Source organism: Nocardia sp. JCM 38205 (assembly GCF_058222935.1).
The window spans coordinates 279,954-303,906 of sequence record NZ_JBYHFL010000004.1 but is presented as its reverse complement, the minus strand read 5'-3'; the positions used below and the strand labels follow the sequence as shown (position 1 = coordinate 303,906).

Sequence of the window (23,953 nt, the reverse complement as noted above, 5' to 3'; positions counted from 1 at the left end):
ACAGACTATGCGAGTCGCGCGCTGCGCGCTGTCCCGGATCCGGATAGCGGCCCCCGGCGCCGGCGTTTCGATACGCAGCCGGTCAGGACGCCCCGCCGACGCAGGCGCAGAACACCTGGGCCGGGCCGTCCACGGCTTGCGCGCGGACGTCGCTGTCGGCGGCCGAGATCCAGGCCGCGGCACCGCGTTCGAGCACCAGTTCGGATCCGCCCTGCAACAGTCGCACCGAACCCTCGGTGCACAGCACGATGCCGGGGCCGGCCTCGGTGAGCGGCACCAGCGCTGCACCTGCGGTCAGATCGAAACGCCGCAGCGCGAATTCCGGCGCGGGCGTGCGGTAGCGCACCGATCCGTCGCCCGCCGGTTCGGGCAGCACGATCGGCAGGTCGATCGGCTCGAAGTCCAAGACCGCCAGCAACTCCGGGACATCGACGTGCTTGGGGGTGAGGCCGCCGCGCAGCACGTTGTCGGAGTTGGCCATGATCTCGACGCCGAGCCCGCGCAGGTAGGCGTGCAGGTTGCCGGCGTCGAGGAACAGGGCCTGACCGGGCTCCAGGGTCAACCGGTTGAGCAGCAGCGCGGCCAGCACCCCGGCATCGCCCGGGTAGTTTTCGGCCAGTTCCAGTGCGGTCCTGGCCTCGGCGGCGAATTTGCGTTTGCGGCTGGACAGATAGCGCACGCAGCCGTCGAGTACCTGCGGCAGCAGCGTGGCGAGGACGTTCTGCGGCAGCGTGATCCAGGTGGTGAACAGGGTGCGCAGTCCGGCCGAATCCGGTTGGGCGGCGAGCAGATCCGCGTACGACCCCAGGGCCGCGACATCGAGGGCACGCAGCAATTCCACCGTACGTTTCGGTTCCCGGAATCCGGCCAGCGCTTCGAATCGGTCCAGCGCCACCACCAGTTCCGGCTTGTGGTTCTCGTCGCGGTAATTGCGCATCGGCGAATCCAGCGGCACCCCGGCCTGGTTCTCCCGGTGGAATCCGGCGGCGGCCTGCGCGGAACTGGGATGGGCCTGCAGCGACAACGGCTCCTCGGCGGCGAGGATCTTGAGCAGGAACGGTAGCCGACCACCGAATTCCGGTGCCGCCGGGCCGAGTTCCCGATCCGGATCGGCCGAGACCAGTTCCAGCAGCGACGTCGTCGAGCCGTTGCCGATCCGCACCTGAGCCGGATCGGCGGGATGGGCGCCGAACCACAATTCGGCTTCCGGATGGGCCGAGGGGACCGGACGGCCGCACAGCTTGGCGAGCGAGGTGCGCGAGCCCCATGCGTAAGAGCGCAGCGCACCGACGAGTTCGTGCACTAGTAGCGTCCCCCGTCGAACTGGTCCGAGCCGAACTGTTCGGGGGCCGCACCGGTGGTGACCTCGCGGGCACCGATCAGGCGCAGGTAGGCGGCGGTCATCTCGAGTCGAAGAGCGAGGACGGCGAGGCGTTCCAGATCGCCGCCGCGCGCGCGTGTCTCGCCCTCGGTTTCCTCCGGCTTCGGGGCCGAGGGATCGGTGAGGTCGCTGCGCAGCAGCTCGAGGTCGGCGGCGACCAGGTCGGCGTCCACCAGGCCGGATCCGGCGCCGGAGAAGATGGCGAGTTTGCGGCGCGCGGCCACCTCGTCGGGGTCGGTGCTGAGCACCAGCACCCGCATCCGCTCGACCGGAGCCGGACCGTCGAGCTGCTCGTCGTGGAACAGCGGGTCGTAGTCGGGGGCGGTTTCGCCCGTCGCTGCGATCATGCGCGGATGCGCGGCGACGGCGCCCGCGAGGTCGACCGCGGTGGCGATGCGCCCCGCCGACTGCAACAGCACCTCGGCGGCGTGGCCCGCGAGTTCGGTGGCGGCGGGAGAATCGCCCGCGAGCACCAGCGCACGCTGCTGCATCCGGGTGGCCAGGGTCTTGGCCGGATTGCGGAAGGCCTCGTGCTGGGGACCGTCGCGCAGCGCTTCGGCGTCCACCAGATCGGCCAGATCGCCCAGCGCGGGCAGCGACGGCGCACTGCGGGCGGGGTCGATCGCCCGCAGGACGGCGATACCGATCGCCAGATAACGCAGCAGCCGGTTGTGATCCAGGACCGGCAGCCGCGGCGAGAGCAGGGCCGAGCGGCCCGCCGCGACCGCCCGCAGCGGGCCCTCGTGCGGTGCGGCGACGATGACTTCCGCGCCGCGCCGCTGTGCCCGGTCGACGGCGTCGACGAGCCGCGGATCGCCCGCGTCGTCGCCGGCGACCACCACGACGTCGAGCGGACCGACCCACGGCGGCACCGCGACCACGGGCACGATCGGCAGGCCTGCTCGATCCCCGAGCGCGGTGATCAGCAGCCGCGCCGCGCGGGTGGCCCGGCCGGGTCCACAGACGAAGACAAGGCTGCGTGGGCGCAGACCGTCCAGCCGCTCCAGGATGCCCTCGTCGACGGCGGCCGCGGTAGCGCGGATCTGGGCGCCACCGGATGCGGCCGAGCGCAGGGCGCCGCCGCTGTCGGCAGCCTCGAGCGACTCCGCGTCGTCGAGGTCGAGCACCGGTGTTCCAGCGATCATCGGGCGTCCCACCTCCCCTCATCGCGCTGTGTTCGCCGTCGGCCCGCACCCTTCGATGTGCTGTCCACCGGGACCGTGCCACTCCGGATGGGGCCGGGCGAATCCAAGGTCTGTGCTTCCACTATTCCAGTCGGGAACCGACTATGCCCGGGATCCAGGGTTGGGAAGATCGCTCTGTCCCGGTGCTCGAATCCCGAGCGTGTGATTCCTTTCCTCAGTAATTCCACTATCCCAGTCAGGACCGGACGATGCTCAGGATCTCAGTCACGAGTGCGTCTACTTCCTCCGGCGATCTGGCTTCGACGTTCAGACGTAGCAGCGGTTCGGTATTGGAGGCGCGCAGGTTGAACCACGCGTGGTCGGGTAGGTACACGGTGACGCCGTCGAGGCGGTCCACCGACACCACCCGGTCGGCGAAGGCGTCCAGCACCGCGCCGGTGCGTTCGGCGGCGTCGTCGACGGTGGAGTTGATCTCGCCGGAGGCCGCGTAGCTGTTGTAGGAGGCCATCAGCTCCGAAACCGGGCGGTCCTTCTCGCCGAGCGCGGCCAGCACGTGCAGCGCGGCCAGCATGCCGGAGTCGGCGCCCCAGAAATCCCGGAAGTAGTAGTGCGCGGAGTGCTCGCCGCCGAACACCGCGCCGGTGGCCGCCATCTGCTGCTTGATGAAGGAATGGCCCACCCGGGTACGCACCGGGGTGCCGCCCAGTTCGGTGACGAGTTCGGGCACCGCGCGCGAGGTGATCAGGTTGTGGATGATCACCGCGCCCGGCTCCTTGCCGAGTTCGCGTTCGGCGACCAGCGCGGTGATCGCCGACGGCGAGACCGGATCACCGTTCTCGTCGACGACGAAACAGCGGTCGGCGTCGCCGTCGAAGGCCAGGCCGATATCGGCGCCGCTGGTGCGGACCAGCTGCTGGAGGTCGATCAGGTTCTTCGGGTCGAGCGGGTTGGCCTCGTGGTTGGGGAAGCTGCCGTCGAGTTCGAAGTACAGCGGCACGATCTTCACCTGCGGCAGGGCGCCGAGCACCGCGGGGACGGTGTGGCCACCCATCCCGTTGCCCGCGTCCACGGCGATCGTCAACGAGCGGATGCCGGACAGGTCGACCAGTTCACGCAGGAAGCCCGCGTAGTCGTCGAGCAGGTCGGTCTCGGTGGCGGTGCCGCGCGGGCCGTCGTAGCCGGGCACGCCCGCGGTCACCTCGGCGGCGATGGTGGCCAGGCCGGTGTCCTGACCGACCGGCAGCGCCTTCGCGCGGCACAGCTTGATGCCGTTGTACTGGGCGGGGTTGTGGCTGGCGGTGAACATCGCGCCGGGGCAATCCAGCTTGCCGGAGGCGAAGTAGAGCTGATCGGTGGAGGCCAGGCCGATGTGCACCACATCGAGGCCCTGCCCGAGCACGCCCGCGGCGAAGGCGGCCGCCAGTTCGGGGGAGGAGTCGCGCATATCGTGTCCGATGACGATGCGCCGCGCGTTCTCGGCGCGCATCAGCCGCGCGAACGAAGCGCCTACGTCGGAGACGAATTCGGCGTCGATCTGGTCACCGACCACACCGCGTACGTCGTAGGCCTTGATCACCGCGTTCACGAAATCGGCAGAGCGGGCGACTGTCATAGCGAACACCCTAGTGCCCGGTCGGTGTGGCGCTCACATGGTCCCGGCGATTGCCCGCGGGCGCGGCCTCAGCTGGGCGGATCGGGCAGCACACGCAGATGTCCACGGCGCCCCGTGCGGGTGGTGCGCGGCGGTGGAGGCGTGTAATCGCGGTAGCCGCGCTGGTCGGGTTCGGGCGGGCGACGGCGTAGTCCGGCTTCGCGGACCGCCTCGGCCAGTGCCGTCAGATCGTCGTCGTCGGGTGTGCTGGAGGAGAATCCGCCTTCGTGCCGGACCATGTCCCAGCCCTTGGGTGCGGTGATGCGCGAGGCGTGGGTCTCGCAGAGGTCCCAGGAGTGGGGTTCGGCTACCGTCGCGAGCGGACCGACCACCGCGGTGGAGTCCGAGTAGACATAGGTGAGCGTCGCGACGGCCGGATTCTTGCAACCTGGTCGGCAGCAACGACGCATGGGAATCACGCCAGTGAGAGTAACCCCCTTGACGGCCGGGAGTGGGCAGACACGCTCAGTGAATCCCGTCCTATCGGCGCGTCGTGCATCACTCGGCCGGGGTCAGCGGGGGATTTCCGGGCCGATGCCCCCGGCCGGGATCAGTTCGGTTCGGGGTCGATGACGTCCGGATCGACGCCGAGATAGGTGGCGATCTGCTGGACCAGAACCTCGCGCAGCAGATCCACGAGATCGTCCGGATCGCCTGCCCGCAGTTCGAGCGGTTTGCGGAACAGCACCACGCGAGCGCGGATCGGAGTGCCGTGCCGGTCGACGCCGGCCGGGATGAGCCGCGACAGCGGTACCGGACCGTCGGCCACGACCTCGTCCGGCCAGGTGACCGAATCAGGGTGCAGCGGACGGATTTTCGGCACGTCATCGACGGCGATATCGAGTTTCGTGAGCCGGTCGTGCCACCGCGAATCCAGCGGAGCGAACGCCTCGAGCACCAGGCGGTCGAACTTCTGCCCGCGGGTGCGCCAGGCGGGGACCGTCGGCGGCAGCATCGGCCCGCGTACCCCGCGGCCGCGGCGGGTCACCGACCGGGCTGTCGGGGGACGACGATTGCGCGAACGTGCCATACCGCAAACGTTAGTCAGGTGCGGTTGCCCACCTCGGCCCGCCCCGGCCGCAGGCGCCGAGGCGGGCCGGCCGGGACCTGTCCGGTCCTTGCTCAGCCGATGCCGCGCTTGAGCCTGCGGCGCTCGCGTTCGGACAACCCGCCCCAGATGCCGAACCGTTCATCGTGTGCGAGTGCGTATTCCAGGCACTCGTCCCGTACCTCGCAGCCCATGCAGATCCGTTTCGCCTCGCGGGTCGAGCCGCCCTTCTCGGGGAAGAACGCCTCCGGATCGGTCTGCGCGCACAGGGCACGTTCCTGCCACTGTTCTTCGATCGACTCGAACATCTCGTCGAAACCCGGCACGACCAAGCTGAGTCGGGGCGCCGAGTCTCGCTCACCCCCCTCGTGGTCCTTCCACCCGGCCTCTGCGCAGACGCTACGTGCTGCGCCTGCCGTGGAATCGGTTTGCGATACGCCGCCCGGCATGCCCGAAGGGGCCAGCTCATTGGCCATCGCTCCGCCTCCTCACTGTGTGTTAGCGCAGAATGCTTCTTTCCGCCGGACCAACACGCCTACCGACGGCACTACTCCGCGACGTTGTCTCGCGGACATCCCCGAGCATGCCGTCCCGTTCGAACATTCGTTCGAAAAACCGTTCGCGCCTTGAACTCTCGCGCGATCCCGGAATGACATGACTGTGATTAGACACGCCGGACGCAGCGATGGTCAAGCCGCTGTCGCTATTCCGTTACTATCCGGCAGCGCTTTCGAAGACGATCTTGAACCATCACATAGCAAATGACCAGCAAATATAGGTCCGAGCGCGGCCGATCGAGGGGCGCTTAGGCTATGTGGATGTGACTTCAGAACAAGCGGACATCGCACCCGTCAATGGGCCCCGCATCGCCGTCCTGGTCGGCGGAGTGGGTGGTGCGCGGTTCCTTCAGGGTGTTCGGGAACTTCTCCCCGAAGCCGACGTTTCGGCGATCGTCAATGTCGGCGACGACGTGTGGATGCACGGGCTCCGAATTTGTCCCGACCTCGATACCTGCATGTATACCCTCGGTGGCGGCATCGATACCGAACGCGGCTGGGGCCGGGTGGGCGAAACCTGGCACGCCAAGGAAGAGCTGGCGAAATACCACGCGCAGCCGGACTGGTTCGGTCTGGGTGACCGCGATATCGCCACCCACTTGGTTCGCACGGAAATGCTGAACGCCGGTTACCCGCTATCTGCGGTGACCGAAGCGCTGTGCAATCGATGGCAACCCGGTGTGAAACTGATCCCGGCAACCGATGATCGATGTGAAACCCACGTCGTTGTCAGTGACCCGGACAACCCTGGCGAACGCCGCGCGATCCATTTTCAAGAGTGGTGGGTTCGATACCGCGCGGGTATCGAAACTCATGGATTCGCCACAATCGGCGCGGATCAAGCCAAACCGGCGCCAAATGTGATCGATGTCATAGGATCTGCCGATGTGGTCTTGCTCGCACCCTCGAACCCGGTGGTGAGTATCGGAGCCATTCTCGCGGTGCCCGGCATCCGCGGCGCACTGCGCACCACCGACGCGAAGGTCATCGGCATCTCGCCGGTGATCGACGGAAAACCGTTGCGCGGCATGGCCGATGAGTGCCTGTCGGTGATCGGGGTGGAAACCTCGGCCGAGGCGGTCGGCCGGCATTACGGCGCGCGCTCGGCGACCGGCATCCTGGACGGCTGGCTGGTGCACACCACCGACACCGCCGAGGTGCCGGGCGTCGAGGTCCGCAGTGTGCCCCTGCTGATGACCGACCCGCCGACGACCGCCGAAATGGTGCGTGCCGCACTGGATCTCGCGGGGGTCAAGCCGTGACCGGGCCCGCCGACCACGGCGCGGGCGAGCTGCGGCTGCTGCCGATCACCGGGCTGCCGGAATTCCGCCCGGGCGACGATCTCGCCGAACACATCGCCGCGCGCGCACCCTGGCTGGCCGACGGCGACGTGCTCGTGGTCACCAGCAAGATCGTCGCCAAGGTCGAGGGCCGCATCGTCGCCGCACCGCTGGACCCGGAGGAACGCGACACCGCGCGCCGGGCGCTGGTCGATCAGGAGGCCGTGCGGGTGCTGGCCCGCAAGGGGCGCACCCTCATCACCGAGAACCGGCTCGGCATCGTGCAGGCCGCCTCCGGCGTCGACGGATCGAATGTGGAGCGGGGCGAATTGGTGCTGCTGCCAGTCGATCCCGATGCCAGCGCGAAGGCGTTGCGCTCGGCGCTGGCCGAGCGGCTCGGGGTGGAGGTCGCGGTCGTGGTCACCGACACCATGGGCCGGGCCTGGCGCAACGGCCAGATCGACGCGGCGATCGGGGCGTCCGGGCTGCGCGTGCTGCACGATTACGCGGGCGCCGTCGACGGGCAGGGCAACGAACTGCACGTCACCCAGGTGGCCATCGCCGATGAGCTGGCCGCGGCCGCCGATCTGGTGAAGGGCAAGCTCGGCGGTGTCCCGGTGGCGGTGGTGCGCGGTCTGCCCCTCACCGACGATGCGTCCAGCGCAGCCGATCTCGTGCGCCGCGGCACCGACGACCTGTTCTGGCTCGGCACCGCCGAGGCGATCGAACTCGGCCGCTCGCAGGCGGTGCTGCTGCGGCGGTCGGTGCGCGAGTTCGCGGCCGATCCGGTCGATCCGGAACGGGTGCGCGCGGCGGTGTCGGTGGCGTTGACCGCCCCCGCCCCGCATCACACCCGCCCGGTGCGCTTCGTCTGGCTGCGCGATCGCGCGCTACGGGAGCGTCTGCTGACGGCGATGGCCGACAAGTGGCGCGCCGATCTCACCGCCGACGGCCTGCCCGCCGATCGGGTGGAACGCCGGATCGCGCGTGGCCGCATCCTTTTCGACGCGCCCGAGGTGATCATCCCGTGCTGCGTGCCCGACGGCGCGCACGACTATCCGGACGACCGGCGCCGGGCCGCCGAGCAGACGATGTTCACCGTCGCGGTGGGCGCGGCGGTGCAGGGGCTGCTGGTGGCGCTGGCGACCGAGGGGCTCGGCAGCTGCTGGATCGGTTCGACCATCTTCGCGCCGGAGACCACGCGCGAGGTGCTCGGCCTGGCCGGCGACTGGAACCCGCTGGGCGCCATCGCGATCGGCCATCCGCTCGACGAGCTCACCCCGCGCCCGCCGCGCGCGCCCGGTGACGCGCTGGTCGAGCTGTGAGCGCGGAGTCGCTGCACGCCTCGGCGACCGAGCTGCTCGAGGCGTGGTCGCCCGCCGTGGGGCCGGACGCTTCGCTGCGCGAGGCGATGCTCGCGTTTCTCGGCTCCGCACCGCGCGGATGTCTGCGTGAGCACGCCGCCGGGCACATCACCGCTTCGGCGGTGGTGTTCTCCGCCGACGGCGACGAGGTCTTGCTGACGCTGCATCCGCGGGTCGGCCGGTGGATTCAGCTCGGCGGGCATTGCGAGGAGAACGACCGCACGGTGGCCGATGCCGCGCTGCGTGAGGCCACCGAGGAATCGGGCATCGCCGGGCTGCGCTTGGAGCCCGGCCTCTACGGCGCCCAGGCGCATCCGATCACCTGCTCACTCGGGGTGCCGACCCGGCATCTCGATCTGCTGTTCCGGATCACCGCGCCGGCGGGGGCGGTGCCGGTGCGCAGCGCCGAGTCGACGGATCTGCGGTGGTGGCCGGTCGGCGCGTTGCCGGACGATGCCGATGTGCTGATTCGCTGACCACCATCGGCCGTCACAGGGCGCCCGCACAGCCTGTGCGGGCGCCCTTGTCATGTCCAGGAGATCACGGCCCGGTCACCAGGTCACAGACGCTTTACAAATTGATCGGTTTGTATAGACCGAGGACAAAGCAAGGGCTATCGTCAACTTCACGTGGTAGTGCACATCACATGTGATGTGTGTCGCATGGAGGAGACGACGATGTCTACTGATGCCGAAACCGCAGGTCTGGCGGCCGAGACGCCGGCCTGGCGGGACCGGAAGCGGTATATGTGGCTGTGGGGTCTGTTCGCGCCCACCGGACTGTTCACCATCGGGCTTCCGCTCGTCTGGGCGCTGAACGAACTGGGCTGGACCCGCCTGGCGCATGTGCCGTTCTGGCTGGGCCCGATCCTGGTGTATCTGGTCATCCCGCTGGCCGACATCTTCTTCGGCCCGGACGGCTCCAACCCGCCCGACGAGGTGATGGAGTGGCTGGAAAACGACAAGTACTACCGCTACCTGACCTACCTGTACCTGCCGTTCCAGTACGCCTCGCTGATCATGGCCTGCTACCTGATCACCGCCGACGACCTGAGCTGGCTCGGCATCGACGGCGGCCTGCTGGTGGTGGACAAGATCGGCCTGGCCATCACGGTCGGCATCATCGGCGGTATCGGTATCAACACCGCCCACGAACTCGGCCACAAGAAGGTCGATCTGGAGCGCTGGCTCTCGCGCATCGCGTTGGCCCAGTCCTGCTACGGCCACTTCTACATCGAGCACAACCGCGGCCATCACGTGCGCGTCGCGACCCCGGAGGATCCGGCGAGTTCCCGGGTAGGCGAGACGTTCTGGGCCTTCTGGCCGCGCACCGTCGCCGGCGGTCTGCGCTCGTCGTGGCGGTTGGAGAAGACCCGCTTGGAGCGGCTCGGCAAGAAGCCGTGGACCTTGCAGAACGAGGTGCTCAGTGCCTGGCTGATGTCGGTGCTGCTGTTCGCGGTGCTGATCGCGGTGTTCGGTATCGAGGTGCTGCCGTATCTGCTGTTGCAGGCGTTGATCGGATTCAGCCTGCTGGAGGCGGTCAACTACCTGGAGCACTACGGGCTGGTGCGCCAGCGCACGGCCAGTGGACGCTACGAGCGGCCGGCGCCGGTGCACAGCTGGAACAGCGACCACCTGGTGACCAACATTTTCCTGTATCACCTGCAGCGCCACAGCGACCACCATGCCTACCCCACCCGCCGCTATCAGACGCTGCGCAGCTGGGATGGCGCGCCGAATCTGCCCAGCGGGTACGCGAGCATGATCCTGCTCGCCTACTTCCCGCCGATCTGGCGCCGGGTGATGGACAAGCGGGTCCTCGCGCACTACGACGGCGATATCACCAGGGCCAATATCCACCCGGCCAAGCGGGACAAGGTGCTGGCCCGCTACGGCGCGGCCGGGCAGGAGGCCACGCCGTGAGCGCGTATCGGTGCCCGGTGTGCGACTACGTCTACGACGAGGCCACCGGCGAGCCGCATGAGGGCTTCCCGGCGCGCACGCCCTGGTCCGCGGTGCCCGACGACTGGTGCTGTCCGGACTGCGGGGTGCGGGAAAAAATCGATTTCGAGCCGGTCGGCAGCGATCAGGCGAGCCGGTAGACCGGCGCGGGAGAAGAGGACGACATGACCGAGTACAAGCTGTACCAGTGCATCCAGTGCGGGTTCGAATACGACGAGGCCAAGGGCTGGCCGGAGGACGGCATCGCGCCCGGCACCCGCTGGGACGACATCCCCGACGACTGGACCTGCCCGGACTGCGGCGCCGCCAAGGCCGACTTCTTCATGGTCGAGATCGAGCGCTCGTGAGATTTTTGACTGCGACAGATGCCCGTGCCAATGTCGCAGGCATGCCGCGCAACGGGTCCAGACTTCCCTACCAGGAGGCCGCACGGGAGCTGCTGCGCAGCTCGGTCCTGGACGCCATGCGCGAACTGCTCACCGAGCGCGACTGGTCCAAGATCACCCTCGGGGATGTGGCCACTCGCGCCGGTGTCAGCAGGCAGACGCTGTACAACGAATTCGGCTCGCGCGCGGGCCTCGCCCAGGCCTATGCGCTGCGATTGGCCGACGATCTGGTCGACCACGTCGGGGCCGCCATCGACGACAACGTCGGCGACGCGCGCGCGGCGTTCCGGCAGGGATTGTCCGGCTTCTTCGTCGAGGCCGCCGCCGACCCGCTGGTGCGTTCGCTGGTCGCGGGCGAGGTCAAGCTCGATCTGCTGCGGCTGATCACCCTTGATGCCGAGCCGCTGGTCGAGCACGCCACCGAGCGGCTGTCGGTCGCGTTCCGGCACAGCTGGGTCGATGCCACCGCCGCCGAGGCCGATGTGCTGGCCCAGGCGCTCGTGCGGATCGCACTGAGCTACATCCCCACCCCGCCCGCTCCTGGGCGCGACGCACCCGAGGAGTTGAGCGCGCTGCTCGGTCCGTATGTCGAGGCGATTCTGGCCGCGCGCGGGGTGCAGTAGCTGCGGTGCTGCCGGGCCGCGGCCGAGGGGGCTCGACACCGCGGTGGGCGTGGCTGTCGTGAACCGACCAGTTACGCCATGGTGGCCTTTTAATGCGGCGACGACCCGCTGCGTGCAAGCAGCAAGCCCGTGCCACAGGTATGCCGTGATGTCGCTCACATGCTTGACGAGACAACGCGCTCTTATCAGCGCTGTAACGGTCACCACGTTTCCCAGCCAACGGAAGGTGTAACAGACCACACGTCTGCGACTATGGATCTCCGTCGGTGTCAGGGTTCATTTTTAGCGGGGCAAGCGTGCAAACGGTTGGCAAACCGAGGGGATCGGCCGATCCCAAACGCCACTTGTGGTCTCTCGGTCTCATCGCGCCTGCGTGCGCGTTGCTGCCTTCTCAACTGGTGTTGCATACCGGGTTGACCATCTTCTGGTGGATCGGCCCGATCATCGTGCTGATCGTGATTCCGGTGCTGGATCAACTCGTCGGCGAGGACGGCAGCAACCCGCGCGACGAGGACTACGAGCTGCTGTCCAACGACCGCTACTACCGGTGGTGCACCTACCTGTTCCTGCCCATCCAGCTGATCGGCCTGGTCGTGGCCGGCTACCTGTGGTCCGGCGACGAACTGAGCATCGTCGACAAACTCGGGCTGGCCTCCACCCTCGGCCTGGTCTCCGGCATCGGGATCAACGCCGCCCATGAACTCGGCCACCGCGTCGAACGCCTGGAACGCTGGCTGGCCAAGATCGCGCTGGCCCAGTCCGGCTACGGGCATTTCTTCGTCGAGCACAACCGCGGCCACCACATGCGGGTGGCCACGCCGGAGGATCCGGCCAGCGCCAGGCTCGGTGAATCGCTGTGGGAATTCCTGCCGCGCAGCGTGTCCGGCGGATTCCGCTCGGCGATCCGGCTCGAGCGCGCCCGGCTGGCCCGCCGCGATCTCGGCTGGTGGAGCGTGCACAACCACATCCTGCAGGCCTGGTCGATGACGGTGGTCCTGTTCGGCGGCCTGATGGTGGCCTTCGGCGTGCGAATCCTGCCCTACCTGCTGCTGCAGGCCGTCATCGGCGTGATGCTGCTGGAGACGGTCAACTACGTCGAGCACTACGGGCTGCTGCGTGAGCGCAGGCCCAGCGGCCGCTACCGGCGCTGCTCGCCGCGCGACAGCTGGAACAGCGACCGGCTCGTCACCAATATCTTCCTGTTCCACCTCCAGCGGCACAGCGACCACCACGCCAACCCCGGCCGCCGCTATCAGACCCTGCGCAGTTCGCAACAGGCGCCGCAACTGCCCGCCGGCTACGCCACCATGATCCTGCTCGCGGCCATCCCGCCGCTGTGGCGGCGGGTGATGGATCCGCGCGTGCTCGCGCACTACGACGGGGACATCACCCGCGCCAATATCGCTCCGCGCAGGCGGGTTCGGATGCTGGCCAGGCACGGGGCGGCCACGGCCTGAGTCCGGTGACTCGGTTGCCGAGCACCGGTGCGGTGGGAGCGACTAGCCTTGCTTCGGAACCGATATCCGGAGAGAGGCTGATCCAGGCGCATGACGACCTCAGAACTTCCCGCACGTACGTCGCTGACCGCTGATGTCCGTAACGGCATCGATTACAAGGTGGCGGATCTGTCCTTGGCCGAGTTCGGTCGTAAGGAGATCCGGCTTGCCGAGCACGAGATGCCCGGCCTGATGGCTTTGCGTCGCGAATACGCCGACGTGGCGCCGCTGAAGGGCGCGCGTATCTCGGGTTCGCTGCACATGACGGTGCAGACCGCGGTGCTGATCGAGACCCTGACCGCACTGGGCGCGCAGGTGCGCTGGGCCTCGTGCAACATCTTCTCCACCCAGGACCATGCCGCGGCCGCGGTCGTCGTCGGCCCGAACGGCACCGTCGACGAGCCCAAGGGCACCCCGGTGTTCGCCTGGAAGGGCGAGACGCTGGAGGAGTACTGGTGGGCGGCCGAGCAGATGCTCACCTGGCCGGATGAGCCGGCCAACATGATCCTCGACGACGGCGGCGACGCCACCATGCTGGTGCTGCGTGGCGCGCAGTTCGAGAAGGCGGGCGTGGTCCCACCGGCCGACGAGGAGCACTCCGCCGAGTACACGGTGTTCTTGAACCTGCTGCGGGAGCGTTTCGAGACCGACAAGGGTAAGTGGAGCGCGATCGCCGAGAGCGTGCGCGGCGTCACCGAGGAGACCACCACCGGTGTGCTCCGGCTGTACCAGTTCGCGGCGGCGGGGGAGTTGGTGTTCCCGGCGATCAACGTCAACGACTCGGTCACCAAGTCGAAGTTCGACAACAAGTACGGCACCCGCCATTCCCTCATCGACGGCATCAACCGCGGCACCGATGTGCTCATCGGCGGCAAGAAGGTGCTGATCTGCGGTTACGGCGATGTGGGTAAGGGGTGCGCGGAATCGCTTGCCGGACAGGGCGCCCGGGTGCAGGTCACCGAAATCGATCCGATCAACGCGCTGCAGGCGCTGATGGACGGCTACGACGTCGTCACCGTGGAGCAGGCCATCGCCGATGCCGATATCGTCATCACCTCCACCGGCAACAAGGACATCATCACCCTCGATCACATGAAGGCGATGAAGGATCAGGCCATCCTCGGCAATATCGGTCACTTCGACAACGAGATCGATATGGCGGCGCTGGAGCGTTCGGGCGCAACGCGTTTGAACATCAAGCCGCAGGTCGATCTGTGGACCTTCGGCGAGAGCGGCAAGTCGATCATCGTGCTGTCGGAGGGTCGTCTGCTGAACCTGGGCAACGCCACCGGCCACCCCTCGTTCGTGATGAGCAACAGCTTCTCCAACCAGGTGATCGCTCAGATCGAGTTGTGGACCAAGCCCGACGAGTACGACAACGAGGTCTACCGGCTGCCCAAGCACCTCGATGAGAAGGTCGCGCGGATCCACGTCGAGGCGCTCGGCGGCACGCTGACCAAGCTCACCAAGGATCAGGCCGAATACATCGGCGTCGATGTCGAGGGCCCGTACAAGCCCGACCACTACCGCTACTGATCCAGCGATACGGGAAGTGGCCCGTCGACGGAGACGTCGACGGGCCACTCTCGTTGTGGCGATGACCGGATCAGCACACCGTGCCGGGGGTGCAGCCGCGCCCGATCTGGCCCAGCAGCTCCAGTACGTCCACCACCATGTCCGCGCTTCCCGACGCGCTGCCGGTGCCGCTGTCATCGATCGGGACGACCGCGGCGGGCGCCGCGGGCTCGAGAGCGAGGGGCGCCGCCGTGGCGGTGGCACCGCCGGTGACGGTGACCCCGAGCGCGACGGCAACGGCTGCGGTGTGCAGGACGTGCTTCAACGACATGTGTGCGTTCTCCCTAGTGACGATGGGCGTTCGAATGCTCCGGGGCGGAATCGGTCCGGGCATGTCGACCATTCCCGCTACGCTCGTCCATCGCGAGACCCGAATCCTGTTGGGATCAGAATCGCGGGCACTTCACCCATGTGCGCCTCCCGCCGAAGGATTTTCCGGCCCGAGCCGGCCCCGAGTACCCTGCTGGCCATGGGTGAACTGATCGCGGTCGAGGGGCTCGACGGCGCCGGTAAGCGGACGCTGATCGAGGGTCTGCTGGCGGCCCTGCGCGAGCGGGGGCTGCGCGCGGGCACGCTCGCCTTCCCCGGCTACGGCCGCTCGATTCACGCCGACCTCGCCGCCGAGGCATTGCGCGGATCGCACGGCGACCTCGCCGCCTCGATCAATGCCATGGCAGTCCTGTTCGCGCTCGACCGCGCCGATGCGGCGATGGAGCTGTCGAACCTGTTGGACAGCAACGACATCGTGATCCTGGATCGCTATGTCGCTTCCAACGCAGCGTATTCCGCCGCCCGGGCCGAACAGTCCGCCGACGGCGAAATCGTCGGCTGGGTGGGCGATTTGGAATTCGGCCGGCTGAAGCTGCCGGTGCCCGCGCTCACCGTGCTGCTCGATGTGCCCACCGAGGTGGCCGCCGAACGTGCCCGCAGGCGCGGCGAACTCGATGCGACGCGGGCACTCGACGCCTACGAGCGCGACGCTGGATTACAGGCTCGCACCGGTGCGGTGTACCGGGAGCTGGCCGAGCGGGACTGGTACGGCCCGTGGTGGACATACCGATCCGATGACGATCGCGCCGCCCTACTCGCCCGTTGTGTGGAAATCCTGGGCGAATAAGGTTGGATATGCGGCGCGCATGCACCAGTAATGCGCGTGGTGGCCCGATACTGGCGTGGGAGATGACAACATAGAGATATGAAGCCGAAGATTCTGGTCGTCGACGACGATATGGCACTCGCAGAGATGCTCACGATCGTCCTGCGCGGGGAAGGGTTCGACCCGCATGTGGTCGGCGACGGCACGCAGGCGCTGTCGGCGGTCCGGGAAATCCGCCCCGATCTGGTGCTGCTGGACCTGATGCTGCCGGGCATGAACGGCATCGACGTCTGCCGCGTGCTGCGGGCCGACTCGGGGGTCCCGATCGTGATGCTCACCGCCAAGACCGACACGGTCGACGTGGTGCTCGGCCTGGAGTCCGGCGCCGACGATTACATCGTCAAGCCCTTCAAGCCGAAGGAGCTCGTGGCCCGCGTGCGCGCGCGGCTGCGCCGCACCGAGGAAGAGCCCGCCGAACTGCTCACCATCGCCGACATCGTCATCGACGTGCCCGCGCACAAGGTGAGCCGCGAAGGTCAGCAGATCTCGCTGACGCCGCTCGAGTTCGACCTGCTGGTGGCGCTCGCGCGCAAACCGCGGCAGGTGTTCACCCGTGAGGTCCTGCTCGAACAGGTCTGGGGCTACCGGCACGCCGCCGATACCCGTCTGGTGAACGTGCACGTCCAGCGCCTGCGCGCCAAGGTCGAGAAGGATCCCGAGAACCCGGAGATCGTGCTGACCGTGCGTGGGGTTGGGTACAAGGCCGGACCGCCGTGATCGGTCGTCGGTCCGGGTCGATGACTCGGAGGCGGCGGCTTGCCTGAGCACGAAGGCGGCCGCCTCGCCTCGCTGCAGCGAGGGCTCGCGCCGGTGGGTTCGTGGTTCAAGGGTGTCGGGAGTTCGCTCGGCCATCTGTGGCGGCGGTCGTTGCAGCTGCGCGTCATCGTCTCGACGCTGACGTTGTCGCTGATCGTCATCACGATCCTCGGTGTGGTGCTCACCAGCCAGATCACCGATCGGCTGCTGGACGCCAAGATCAACGCGGCGATCGAGGAGATGGACCGCGCCCGCGCCACGGTGCAGAGCCAATTGCAGGGCGCCCACGATCCTGCGCTGCTGCGCCAACGCTTGGCCGATGCCCGCACCGCGGTCTCCGATCGCGGTGGCGAGAGCCGGTCCGGCAGCGCGGCGGGCAGCTTCGACTCGGCGTTGAGCATCGTCGGCGGCACCCCGCCGCAGCAGATCACCGCGGGCCCGATCGAGCAGATCCCGGACGAGCTGCGCCGCTTTGTGCAGGGCAACCAGGTGAGCTACCAGTTCGCCACGGTGAACGATCCGGACGGCTACCAGGGCCGTGCCCTCATCATCGGCAGTCCGAGCGCCGACAACCCGACCCTCGAGACCTACCTGATCTTCCCGCTGGGAAACGAGGAGCGGTCGCTGGCGCTGATGCGCGGCACCATGATGGTCGGCGGTCTGGTGTTGCTGGTGCTGCTGGCCGCGATCACCGCGCTGGTCACCCGGCAGGTGGTATTGCCGATCCGGTCGGCGGCGCGGATCGCCAGCCGATTCGCCGACGGCCGGCTGCGCGAGCGCATGCTGGTGCGCGGCGAGGACGATATGGCGCGGCTGGCCGAGGCGTTCAACGAGATGGCCGAGAGCCTGTCCAACCAGATCACCCAGCTCGAGGAGTTCGGCAATCTGCAACGCCGGTTCACCTCCGACGTCAGCCATGAGCTGCGCACACCGTTGACCACGGTGCGCATGGCCGCCGACCTCATCCACAGCAGCAGCGAAGACCTCGACCCGGCCCTCGCGCGCAGCGCCGAGCTGCTGGTCACCGAGCTGGACCGGTTCGAGGGACTGCTCAACGACCTGCTCGAGATCAGTCGCCACGACGCGGGTGTGGCCGAGTTGCAGGTCGAATCGCTGGATGTGCGAATGTGCGTGCGCGCCGCGGTCTCGACGGTGCGGCATCTGGCCAAGGAATCCGGCGTGGAGGTGGTCGTCGACCTGCCGGAGGAGCCGGTGGTCGCCGAGGTCGATCCGCGCCGAGTGGAGCGGGTGCTGCGTAACCTGCTGGCCAACGCCATCGACCACAGCGAGGGCAAGCCGGTGCTGATCCGGATGCGCGGCGACAGCGAGGCCAATGCCGTCGCCATGGTCGTGCGCGATCAGGGCGTCGGGCTGCGTCCGGGGGAGGAGAAGCTGGTCTTCAGCCGGTTCTGGCGTTCGGATCCGTCCCGGATGCGGCGTTCCGGAGGTACCGGGCTCGGCCTGTCGATCAGCGTCGAGGACGCGAATCTGCACGATGGCAAACTGGAGGCCTGGGGTGAGCTCGGCGTCGGCGCCAGCTTCCGGCTGACGTTGCCACTGGTGCGCGGCCGCAAGATGGGCAAGAGCCCGCTGCCGTTGGAGCCGGGCGTGCGCAAGGTCCGCGCGGTTGCCGAACTGCCCGCGGCGGAGGCCGAATCCGCTCCGTCCGCGGCCGGCCCGGCGATCTCGGAGGCCGGCGGCCCCGGCGCGGCCGAGGCGCAGACCTCCGGCCCGGACCAGGACTCCGATACCGCGACGACCCGACCGGCCGAGGATGCGCGAGCCACCCGGACCGGCACGCCTCACGACGGCGCATCCGGCACCGGCTCACCCACCGACGCCGTGCTCACCGACACCGGAGACAAACAGCCATGACCATGCGGCCCACCGACCCCAGCAGAACGCCGCGCGGGCGATTACTCGCCGCGCTGGCGGCCGCGCTGGCCGGGGTCCTGCTGCTGGGTGGTTGCGCGAGCCTGCCGGAATCCTCGCAACCGCAGGCGCTTGGCACCATCAACCGGGAACCGACCTCCGCCGGCCCGCCCGCGCCACTGGAGGGCCGCGATCCCGGCCTGCTGCTGCTGGATTTCCTGCAAGCCAGCGCCGATCCGACCAACCGGCATCTGGCCGCCAGGCAGTACATGAACCCATCGGCGGCCACCAAATGGAACGACGCCGCGGGCACGGTGATCGTCGAGCGGCCCGACACCCTGCTGGAATCGCGCACCGAAACCACCGCGACCTACCGCATCCGCGCCCAGCGCGTGGCCGAGCTCGCCCCCGACGGCGCCTACCGCGCCATCGACGGACCGCCGCTCGAGTACAAGGTCGAGATGAGCAAGGTCGACGGCGAATGGCGCATCGATGAGCTGCCCGACGGCGTCGTCATCGATAAGCCCGCGTTCGCCAAGTTCTACCGGCGTTACGTGCTGTACTTCGTCGATCCGACCGGCAGCGCGCTGGTGCCGGATCCGCGGTGGATCGCCTCGCCGAAGGATCAGCTGACCCAGCGGCTGCTCACCCTGCTCGGTGAGGGCCCGCAGCCGGCCATCGCCCCCGTGGTGCGCAATGAACTCGACGCCCGGCGGGTGACGTTGCGCGGCCCGATCACCAAGGCCAACGGTGACCCGGAGGAGGTCGGCGTCGGTCTCGGCGGGGTACGCATCGACCTCGCGGGCGCCTCCGCGCTCGCGCCACGGGAACGGGAACTGCTGGCCGCCCAGATCGTGCTCACGCTGGCCAAGGCCGACGTCCTCGGCCCGTACCTGCTGCTGGCCGACGGCAAACCGCTCGATGAGCGCTTCGCCGCCAACGGCTGGTCGGTGGCCGATATCCACCAGTACAGTCCCGAGGCCTTCGCGCAGAACCAGACGGGGTTGCACGCGTTGCGCGATGGTGCCCTGGTCGAGGTGAACAGCGACGGAATCGCTCCGGCTCCCGGCTATTTCGGCGCGGTGCGCAATCTGCAATCGGTGGCGATCACTCCCGACGGCCAGCTGGTCGCCGCTGTGGCGGATGCGGGCAGGCCCGCTCCGGAACCGCCGCGAACGCTGATGATCGGCAGCTACGGCGGCAACCAGTTCCCGGTCGCCGAGGGCACCACCATCAGCCGCCCGTCCTGGACGGTGGACGGTACGGCCGCCTGGGCAGTGATCGACGGCGAGCGGGTGATCCGGGTGGTCAACGATCGCTCCACCGGCAACGTCTCGGTCCAGGATGTCGACATCTCCGCGCTGACCAGCGGCTCCAGCGGGCTGCGGCTGCCCATCACGGAGGTCAGGATCGCGCGATCCGGCGTGCGGGCCGCGCTGATCGCCGACGGCAAGGTGTACGTGGCGGTGGTCGAACGGCGCCCGGACGGCAAGTTCGCGCTGACCTCACCGCTGCCCATCGCGGTCGGGCTCAGCACGCCGGCGGTCTCGTTGAACTGGCTGACCGCCGACACCATCATCTTGGCCCGCGACGGTGACGTCGACCCGGTCAGTACCGTCTCCATCGACGGTTCCCAGCTGATCTCGCAGACCACCCGTAACCTCACCCCGCCGGTCCGCTCGGTGACGGCGGCCCCGGACCACCAGTACGTGGCCGATTCCCGGGCGGTGCTGGAGTTCACCACCAATCCCGAAGGTGGCGAACAATATTGGCGTGAGGTGCCCGGCCTGGGCGCCAGCGCGGTACCGATCCTGCCCGGCTGACCCCAGCTTTCCCGTCGCGGATCCGTTCGTGTCGGTGGGTGCGGGCACACTCGGGCGATGCGAACACTGCTGGATCTGGTGTTGCCCCTGGAATGCGCCGGCTGTGCGAGCGCGGGCGCTGGCTGGTGCGCGCGGTGCGACGCCCATCTGGCCGGTGCGCCGCAGCGGGTGCGCCCGCGCACCGATCCCGGCGTCCCGTGCTGGGCGTTGAGCCGCTACACCGGCCCGCCGCGCCGGGCGGTGCTGGCCGCCAAGGAACGCCGCAGGCGGGATCTGGCCCATCCGCTCGGCCGTGCGCTGGCCCGCGGCATCGGCCGGCTGCGGGCCGACACCCGGCCGGTGGTGCTGATCCCGGCACCCAGCCGCCGGGTCGCCGCCCGGCGCCGCGGCGGCGATCCGGTGGTGCGTTCGGCCGCCGCGGCAGCGGGTTGGCTGCCCGGTTGCCAGGTGCTGCCGGTGCTGACCGTGTGGCCGGGTGTACACGACTCCGTCGGCCTTTCCGCCGGTGAACGCAGACACAACTTGCGAGGCCGTATCATGACCGCCCCCATTCCGGCGCTGCCGGAAAACGCGCAGGTGGTGCTGGTCGACGATGTGCTGACGACCGGGGCGACGGCCGCCGAGTCGATCCGTGCGCTGACCGGGGCCGGGGTGGCCGTCGACGCGGTGTTGGTGACGTGCGCGGCTTGACTTCAGGAAATTTGCGTGAACAGTGGCGGACCAGCGGTTGTCGTACTAGCGTCGCGGTCACACACCCGAACCGGCAGTTTGGAGGTGGGTCTCGGACACATGGTGCCGAGCGGCTGTCATCCGGCAGACCGACCGGCACGTCTCAATCCCGCCGCACGCCAATCGGGTCGTGCGGCCAGATCCGGGAGGTACGCGTGACGACTTCTTCACGACCTTCAGTGCAAGATGTAGATCCTTCGACGCTGGACGCTCAGCGGGCCGAGCAACCCGAGGCGGACCGCCCACGAGCCACCCGCGCCGACATCGTGGTGAAGGGCCGCAATGTCGAGGTCCCCGACCATTACCGAATTTATGTGTCGGAGAAGCTATCTCGACTGGAACGCTTCGACCCGTCGATATTCCTGTTCGATGTCGAGCTGTTCCACGAGCGCAATCGTCGTCAACGCAAGGCCTGCCAGCGTGTGGAGATCACCGCCCGTGGCAAAGGTCCGGTCGTGCGCGCGGAAGCCTGCGCGGACAGCTTCTACGCCGCCTTCGAATCGGTGACGGCGAAGCTGGAGAGCCGGCTGCGCCGCACCAAGGACCGCCGCCGGGTGCACTACGGCGAGAAGACGCCGGTCTCGGTCGCCCAGGCCACCGCGGACCTGATCGACGAGTCGCTGTTCGAGCCGGGCGGAGGGGCGCATGAGCACCCCGACGAGTCCCGCGGCCGGGAAAGTGATGAGCACGCCGACTACGCGGCGGGCCCCGGCCATATCGTGCGCACGAAGGTGCACCCGGACACGCCGATGACGGTCGACGACGCCCTGTACCAGATGGAACTCGTCGGGCACGATTTCTTCCTGTTCCACGACAAGGAAACCGACCGACCCTCGGTGGTCTATCGCCGACATGCCTTCGATTACGGCTTGATCCGACTGGCCTGACGGCCACGCCGAGGCCGCGGTTCGAGCACCGCCGCCACGGCATTCGATGATTCCCGGCGACCCGGCCGGTGCTTGGCGCACCGGCCGGGTCTCGTCGTTTCCGGCGTTTCCTCGACGCACAACTTACTTCTGAGTAAGTTGGAGGGTCCGATGGCTGAAAGGAATTCGCATGGCAACCAGGGCTGCTCGCCGTGCCGTGATCGTCTCCGGCGCACGGACTCCGTTCGTGCGCGCGTTCACCGATTACACCCGGCTGGATTCGATCGACCTCGCCGATATCGCGGTACGCGGTCTGCTGGAACGCACCGGCCTGGCCGGGGACCAGGTGCAGGCGATCGTGTGGGGTGGGGTGGTGCTGCCCAGCGCGGCACCCAATATCGCGCGTGAGATCGCCCTGGATCTGAAGCTGGACCCGGGCTGCGAGGGCTATACCGTCACCCGGGCCTGCGCCTCGGGTTTGCAGGCGGTGACCTCGGCGGCCGCGGCCATCGAGCGCGGTGAATACGACATCATGATCGCCGGCGGCAGCGATTCCACCAGCGGCGCCGAGGTCAAGCTGCCACAGAAGATCGTGCACGCGATGGCGCCGCTGGCGCTGGGTAAACCGAAACCCAAGGACTATCTGTCGGCGATCGCTCAGCTGGCGCCGTTCACCGATCTGCTGCCTTCGCGGCCGAAGATCGCCGAACGCACCACCGGTGAGGTGATGGGGGAGTCGGCGGAGAAGATGGCGCGCATCCACGGCATCAGCCGGGCCGCCCAGGACGAATTCGCCGCCCGCTCCCACCACCGGGCCGCCGCCGCCATCGCCTCTGGCCGTTTCGACCGGGAGGTGCTCGCGGTCGACACTCCCGACGGCGCGAGGATCACCCGCGACGGGTTGGTCCGCGCCGACACCGGTGTCGAGAAGCTGGCGAAGCTGAAGCCGGTGTTCGCCGAGGACGGCAGCGTCACCGCCGGCAATGCCAGCCCGCTCACCGACGGCGCGTCGGCGGTGCTGCTGATGAGCGAGGAGACCGCGCGGGCGCTGGGCTACCAGCCGCTCGCGGCGTTCCGCTCCTGGAGCTATGTCAGCGTCGATCCCACCGACCAGGTGCTCATCGGCCCGGCCATCTCCATGCCGCGGGCGCTGGACAAGGCGGGCATGTCCTTGGCCGACGTGGACCTGGTCGACATCCACGAGGCGTTCGCCGCCCAGACCCTGTCGGTGCTGTCGGCACTGGCCAGCGACGAATGGGCCAAGACCCGGCTGGACCGCGATACCGCGGTCGGCGAGGTCGATATCGACACGCTGAACGTGCACGGCGGCTCGGTGTCGATCGGGCATCCGTTCGGCGCGACCGGGGCCCGGATGGTGACGACCATGGCGAACGAATTGGCCCTGTCCGGGAAGGAGACCGCGCTACTCGGGATCTGTGCCGCCGGCGGTATCGGTGCGTCGGCGGTGCTCGAGCGGGTCTGAGCGGGCTGTCGAGGCGACGGGAGCCCGGCCGGGGTGCGGCGCCCGGGCCGATCGTCCGCTCGGGTGGCCGGTCAGCGGGGATCGGGGTCGGCGCAACCGAAGGTCTCGCGGTGCACCGCCTGGTGGACCGGCCGTCCGGCGCGCCACCCGAACCGTTCCAGATCGGGGACCTGCTGGAATTCCCGCACCGGCCCGACGCACAGCCAGGCGATCGGGCGGATTCCCTCCGGCGCCCCGATCAGTTCGCTCAGGAATCCCGGCTCGTAGAACGACACCCATCCCACGCCGACGCCCTCGGCGGTGGCGGCCAGCCAGAGGTTCTGGATCGCGAGAACCGCTGAGTACACGCCTGTCTCGGGGACGGTGGCGCGCCCGAGTACCTGCGGCCCGCCTCGGTCGTGGTCATAGGTGACCACGATCCCGGTGCCGCTCTGCTCGATGCCTTCGATCTTGATCGGGTCGAAGGTGGCCGCGCGGTCCGGTGGCAGGCTGTCGTGGAACTCACGGCGCTTTCCGGCGACGTGCTCCGCGAAGGTGCGCAACCGGTCCCGATCACGCACCACGACGAAATCCCACGGTTGCGAATTGCCGACGCTGGGCGCGCGATGGGCGGCGTCGAGGATGCGCCACAGGGTGTCGTCGTCGACGATCTCGCCGGTGAATTCGGCGCGGACATCGCGGCGCATCCGGATGGCGTCGTACACGGATATCGGTGGAGCACTCACCCGGAGAGTCAATCACGGGGGATCCACCGGGCCTGCGTGCCACGGGCCCGGCCCGCACATCACCGAGGTGAAGGCG

General features: G+C 68.6%; 24 protein-coding genes. 16 read left to right on the top strand and 8 right to left on the bottom strand.

All coding sequences use genetic code 11. The features are described from left to right. Positions 1-82 precede the first annotated feature (82 nt). The 6 genes from manA to AC4HOU_RS16950 form a co-directional block, all read right to left on the bottom strand. Positions 83-1,303 (bottom strand): mannose-6-phosphate isomerase, class I, encoded by a 1,221-nt coding sequence (gene manA / locus AC4HOU_RS16975; protein WP_195019912.1) that lies wholly within the window; start codon positions 1,301-1,303, stop codon positions 83-85. Then, positions 1,303-2,526, bottom strand: coding sequence for a tobH protein (locus AC4HOU_RS16970; protein ID WP_163809427.1), 1,224 nt, complete (start codon positions 2,524-2,526; stop codon positions 1,303-1,305). Before AC4HOU_RS16970 ends, manA begins: the two co-directional genes overlap by 1 nt. A gap of 235 nt (positions 2,527-2,761) precedes the next feature. Continuing rightward, positions 2,762-4,138, bottom strand: a complete 1,377-nt coding sequence (locus AC4HOU_RS16965; protein ID WP_195019911.1) for a phosphomannomutase/phosphoglucomutase — start codon at positions 4,136-4,138, stop codon at positions 2,762-2,764. A 68-nt stretch (positions 4,139-4,206) separates the two neighbouring features. Further along, on the bottom strand, positions 4,207-4,587 hold the full coding sequence (locus AC4HOU_RS16960) for a DUF3499 domain-containing protein (protein WP_036539183.1): 381 nt from the start codon (positions 4,585-4,587) through the stop codon (positions 4,207-4,209). A 140-nt stretch (positions 4,588-4,727) separates the two neighbouring features. Continuing rightward, a complete protein-coding gene (locus AC4HOU_RS16955) occupies positions 4,728-5,207 on the bottom strand; it encodes a metallopeptidase family protein (RefSeq protein WP_165448897.1) in 480 nt (159 codons plus the stop codon). Positions 5,208-5,299: 92 nt separating this feature from the next. Beyond that, positions 5,300-5,533, bottom strand: a complete 234-nt coding sequence (locus AC4HOU_RS16950; RefSeq protein WP_029901515.1) for a WhiB family transcriptional regulator — start codon at positions 5,531-5,533, stop codon at positions 5,300-5,302. A 512-nt stretch (positions 5,534-6,045) separates the two neighbouring features. On the opposite strand from AC4HOU_RS16950, the gene cofD reads away from it, so the two are divergent. The 9 genes from cofD (at position 6,046) to ahcY (ending at position 14,428) form a co-directional block, all read left to right on the top strand. After that, positions 6,046-7,044 (top strand): 2-phospho-L-lactate transferase, encoded by a 999-nt coding sequence (cofD, locus tag AC4HOU_RS16945; RefSeq protein ID WP_175585760.1) that lies wholly within the window; start codon positions 6,046-6,048, stop codon positions 7,042-7,044. Beyond that, positions 7,041-8,387 carry a coenzyme F420-0:L-glutamate ligase gene (locus AC4HOU_RS16940; protein WP_194989733.1) on the top strand — a complete coding sequence of 449 codons (1,347 nt, stop codon included), beginning with the start codon at positions 7,041-7,043 and terminating at the stop codon, positions 8,385-8,387. The genes cofD and AC4HOU_RS16940 overlap by 4 nt, the downstream gene beginning before the upstream one ends. Beyond that, positions 8,384-8,902, top strand: a complete 519-nt coding sequence (locus AC4HOU_RS16935; protein ID WP_163809433.1) for an NUDIX hydrolase — start codon at positions 8,384-8,386, stop codon at positions 8,900-8,902. The genes AC4HOU_RS16940 and AC4HOU_RS16935 overlap by 4 nt, the downstream gene beginning before the upstream one ends. 201 nt (positions 8,903-9,103) lie before the next feature. Next, complete coding sequence (locus tag AC4HOU_RS16930) at positions 9,104-10,348, top strand: alkane 1-monooxygenase (RefSeq protein WP_195006759.1); 1,245 nt, start codon at positions 9,104-9,106, stop codon at positions 10,346-10,348. Then, positions 10,345-10,527, top strand: coding sequence for a rubredoxin (locus tag AC4HOU_RS16925; RefSeq protein WP_490724748.1), 183 nt, complete (start codon positions 10,345-10,347; stop codon positions 10,525-10,527). The genes AC4HOU_RS16930 and AC4HOU_RS16925 overlap by 4 nt, the downstream gene beginning before the upstream one ends. A gap of 24 nt (positions 10,528-10,551) precedes the next feature. After that, positions 10,552-10,734, top strand: a complete 183-nt coding sequence (locus AC4HOU_RS16920) for a rubredoxin (RefSeq protein WP_104359917.1) — start codon at positions 10,552-10,554, stop codon at positions 10,732-10,734. A 41-nt stretch (positions 10,735-10,775) separates the two neighbouring features. After that, positions 10,776-11,396 carry a TetR/AcrR family transcriptional regulator gene (locus AC4HOU_RS16915; protein WP_194989731.1) on the top strand — a complete coding sequence of 207 codons (621 nt, stop codon included), beginning with the start codon at positions 10,776-10,778 and terminating at the stop codon, positions 11,394-11,396. 296 nt (positions 11,397-11,692) lie between these two features. After that, positions 11,693-12,853, top strand: a complete 1,161-nt coding sequence (locus AC4HOU_RS16910; RefSeq protein ID WP_175585761.1) for an alkane 1-monooxygenase — start codon at positions 11,693-11,695, stop codon at positions 12,851-12,853. Between the two features lie 90 nt (positions 12,854-12,943). Beyond that, entirely contained in the window at positions 12,944-14,428 is a 1,485-nt protein-coding gene (gene ahcY / locus AC4HOU_RS16905; protein WP_163809441.1) for an adenosylhomocysteinase, read from the top strand. 70 nt (positions 14,429-14,498) lie between these two features. Here ahcY and AC4HOU_RS16900 read toward each other — a convergent pair whose 3' ends face one another. Beyond that, complete coding sequence (locus tag AC4HOU_RS16900) at positions 14,499-14,738, bottom strand: hypothetical protein (RefSeq protein ID WP_194989730.1); 240 nt, start codon at positions 14,736-14,738, stop codon at positions 14,499-14,501. A gap of 198 nt (positions 14,739-14,936) precedes the next feature. Here AC4HOU_RS16900 and AC4HOU_RS16895 point away from each other — a divergent pair, with 198 nt between their 5' ends. The 7 genes from AC4HOU_RS16895 to AC4HOU_RS16865 all read left to right on the top strand — a co-directional run bounded on the left by AC4HOU_RS16895 (position 14,937) and on the right by AC4HOU_RS16865 (position 23,152). Then, entirely contained in the window at positions 14,937-15,584 is a 648-nt protein-coding gene (locus AC4HOU_RS16895) for a dTMP kinase (protein ID WP_194989729.1), read from the top strand. Between the two features lie 78 nt (positions 15,585-15,662). After that, positions 15,663-16,340 (top strand): MtrAB system response regulator MtrA, encoded by a 678-nt coding sequence (mtrA, locus tag AC4HOU_RS16890; RefSeq protein WP_014352544.1) that lies wholly within the window; start codon positions 15,663-15,665, stop codon positions 16,338-16,340. Positions 16,341-16,412: 72 nt separating this feature from the next. Further along, positions 16,413-18,254: an MtrAB system histidine kinase MtrB gene (gene mtrB, locus AC4HOU_RS16885; RefSeq protein ID WP_416381959.1), complete on the top strand. Its 1,842-nt coding sequence runs from the start codon at positions 16,413-16,415 to the stop codon at positions 18,252-18,254. Then, positions 18,251-20,074, top strand: coding sequence for an MtrAB system accessory lipoprotein LpqB (lpqB, locus tag AC4HOU_RS16880; RefSeq protein ID WP_163809450.1), 1,824 nt, complete (start codon positions 18,251-18,253; stop codon positions 20,072-20,074). Before mtrB ends, lpqB begins: the two co-directional genes overlap by 4 nt. 57 nt (positions 20,075-20,131) lie before the next feature. Further along, on the top strand, positions 20,132-20,764 hold the full coding sequence (locus AC4HOU_RS16875) for a ComF family protein (protein ID WP_194989783.1): 633 nt from the start codon (positions 20,132-20,134) through the stop codon (positions 20,762-20,764). A gap of 194 nt (positions 20,765-20,958) precedes the next feature. Continuing rightward, the gene (gene hpf / locus AC4HOU_RS16870) at positions 20,959-21,690 is read left to right on the top strand and encodes a ribosome hibernation-promoting factor, HPF/YfiA family (RefSeq protein WP_194989784.1); all 732 of its coding nucleotides are present in this window, start codon (positions 20,959-20,961) and stop codon (positions 21,688-21,690) included. A gap of 169 nt (positions 21,691-21,859) precedes the next feature. Then, positions 21,860-23,152: an acetyl-CoA C-acyltransferase gene (locus AC4HOU_RS16865; protein WP_163809456.1), complete on the top strand. Its 1,293-nt coding sequence runs from the start codon at positions 21,860-21,862 to the stop codon at positions 23,150-23,152. 71 nt (positions 23,153-23,223) lie between these two features. On the opposite strand, the gene bluB is transcribed toward AC4HOU_RS16865, so the two are convergent. Continuing rightward, the gene (gene bluB, locus AC4HOU_RS16860) at positions 23,224-23,877 is read right to left on the bottom strand and encodes a 5,6-dimethylbenzimidazole synthase (RefSeq protein WP_194989786.1); all 654 of its coding nucleotides are present in this window, start codon (positions 23,875-23,877) and stop codon (positions 23,224-23,226) included. Positions 23,878-23,953 lie beyond the last annotated feature (76 nt).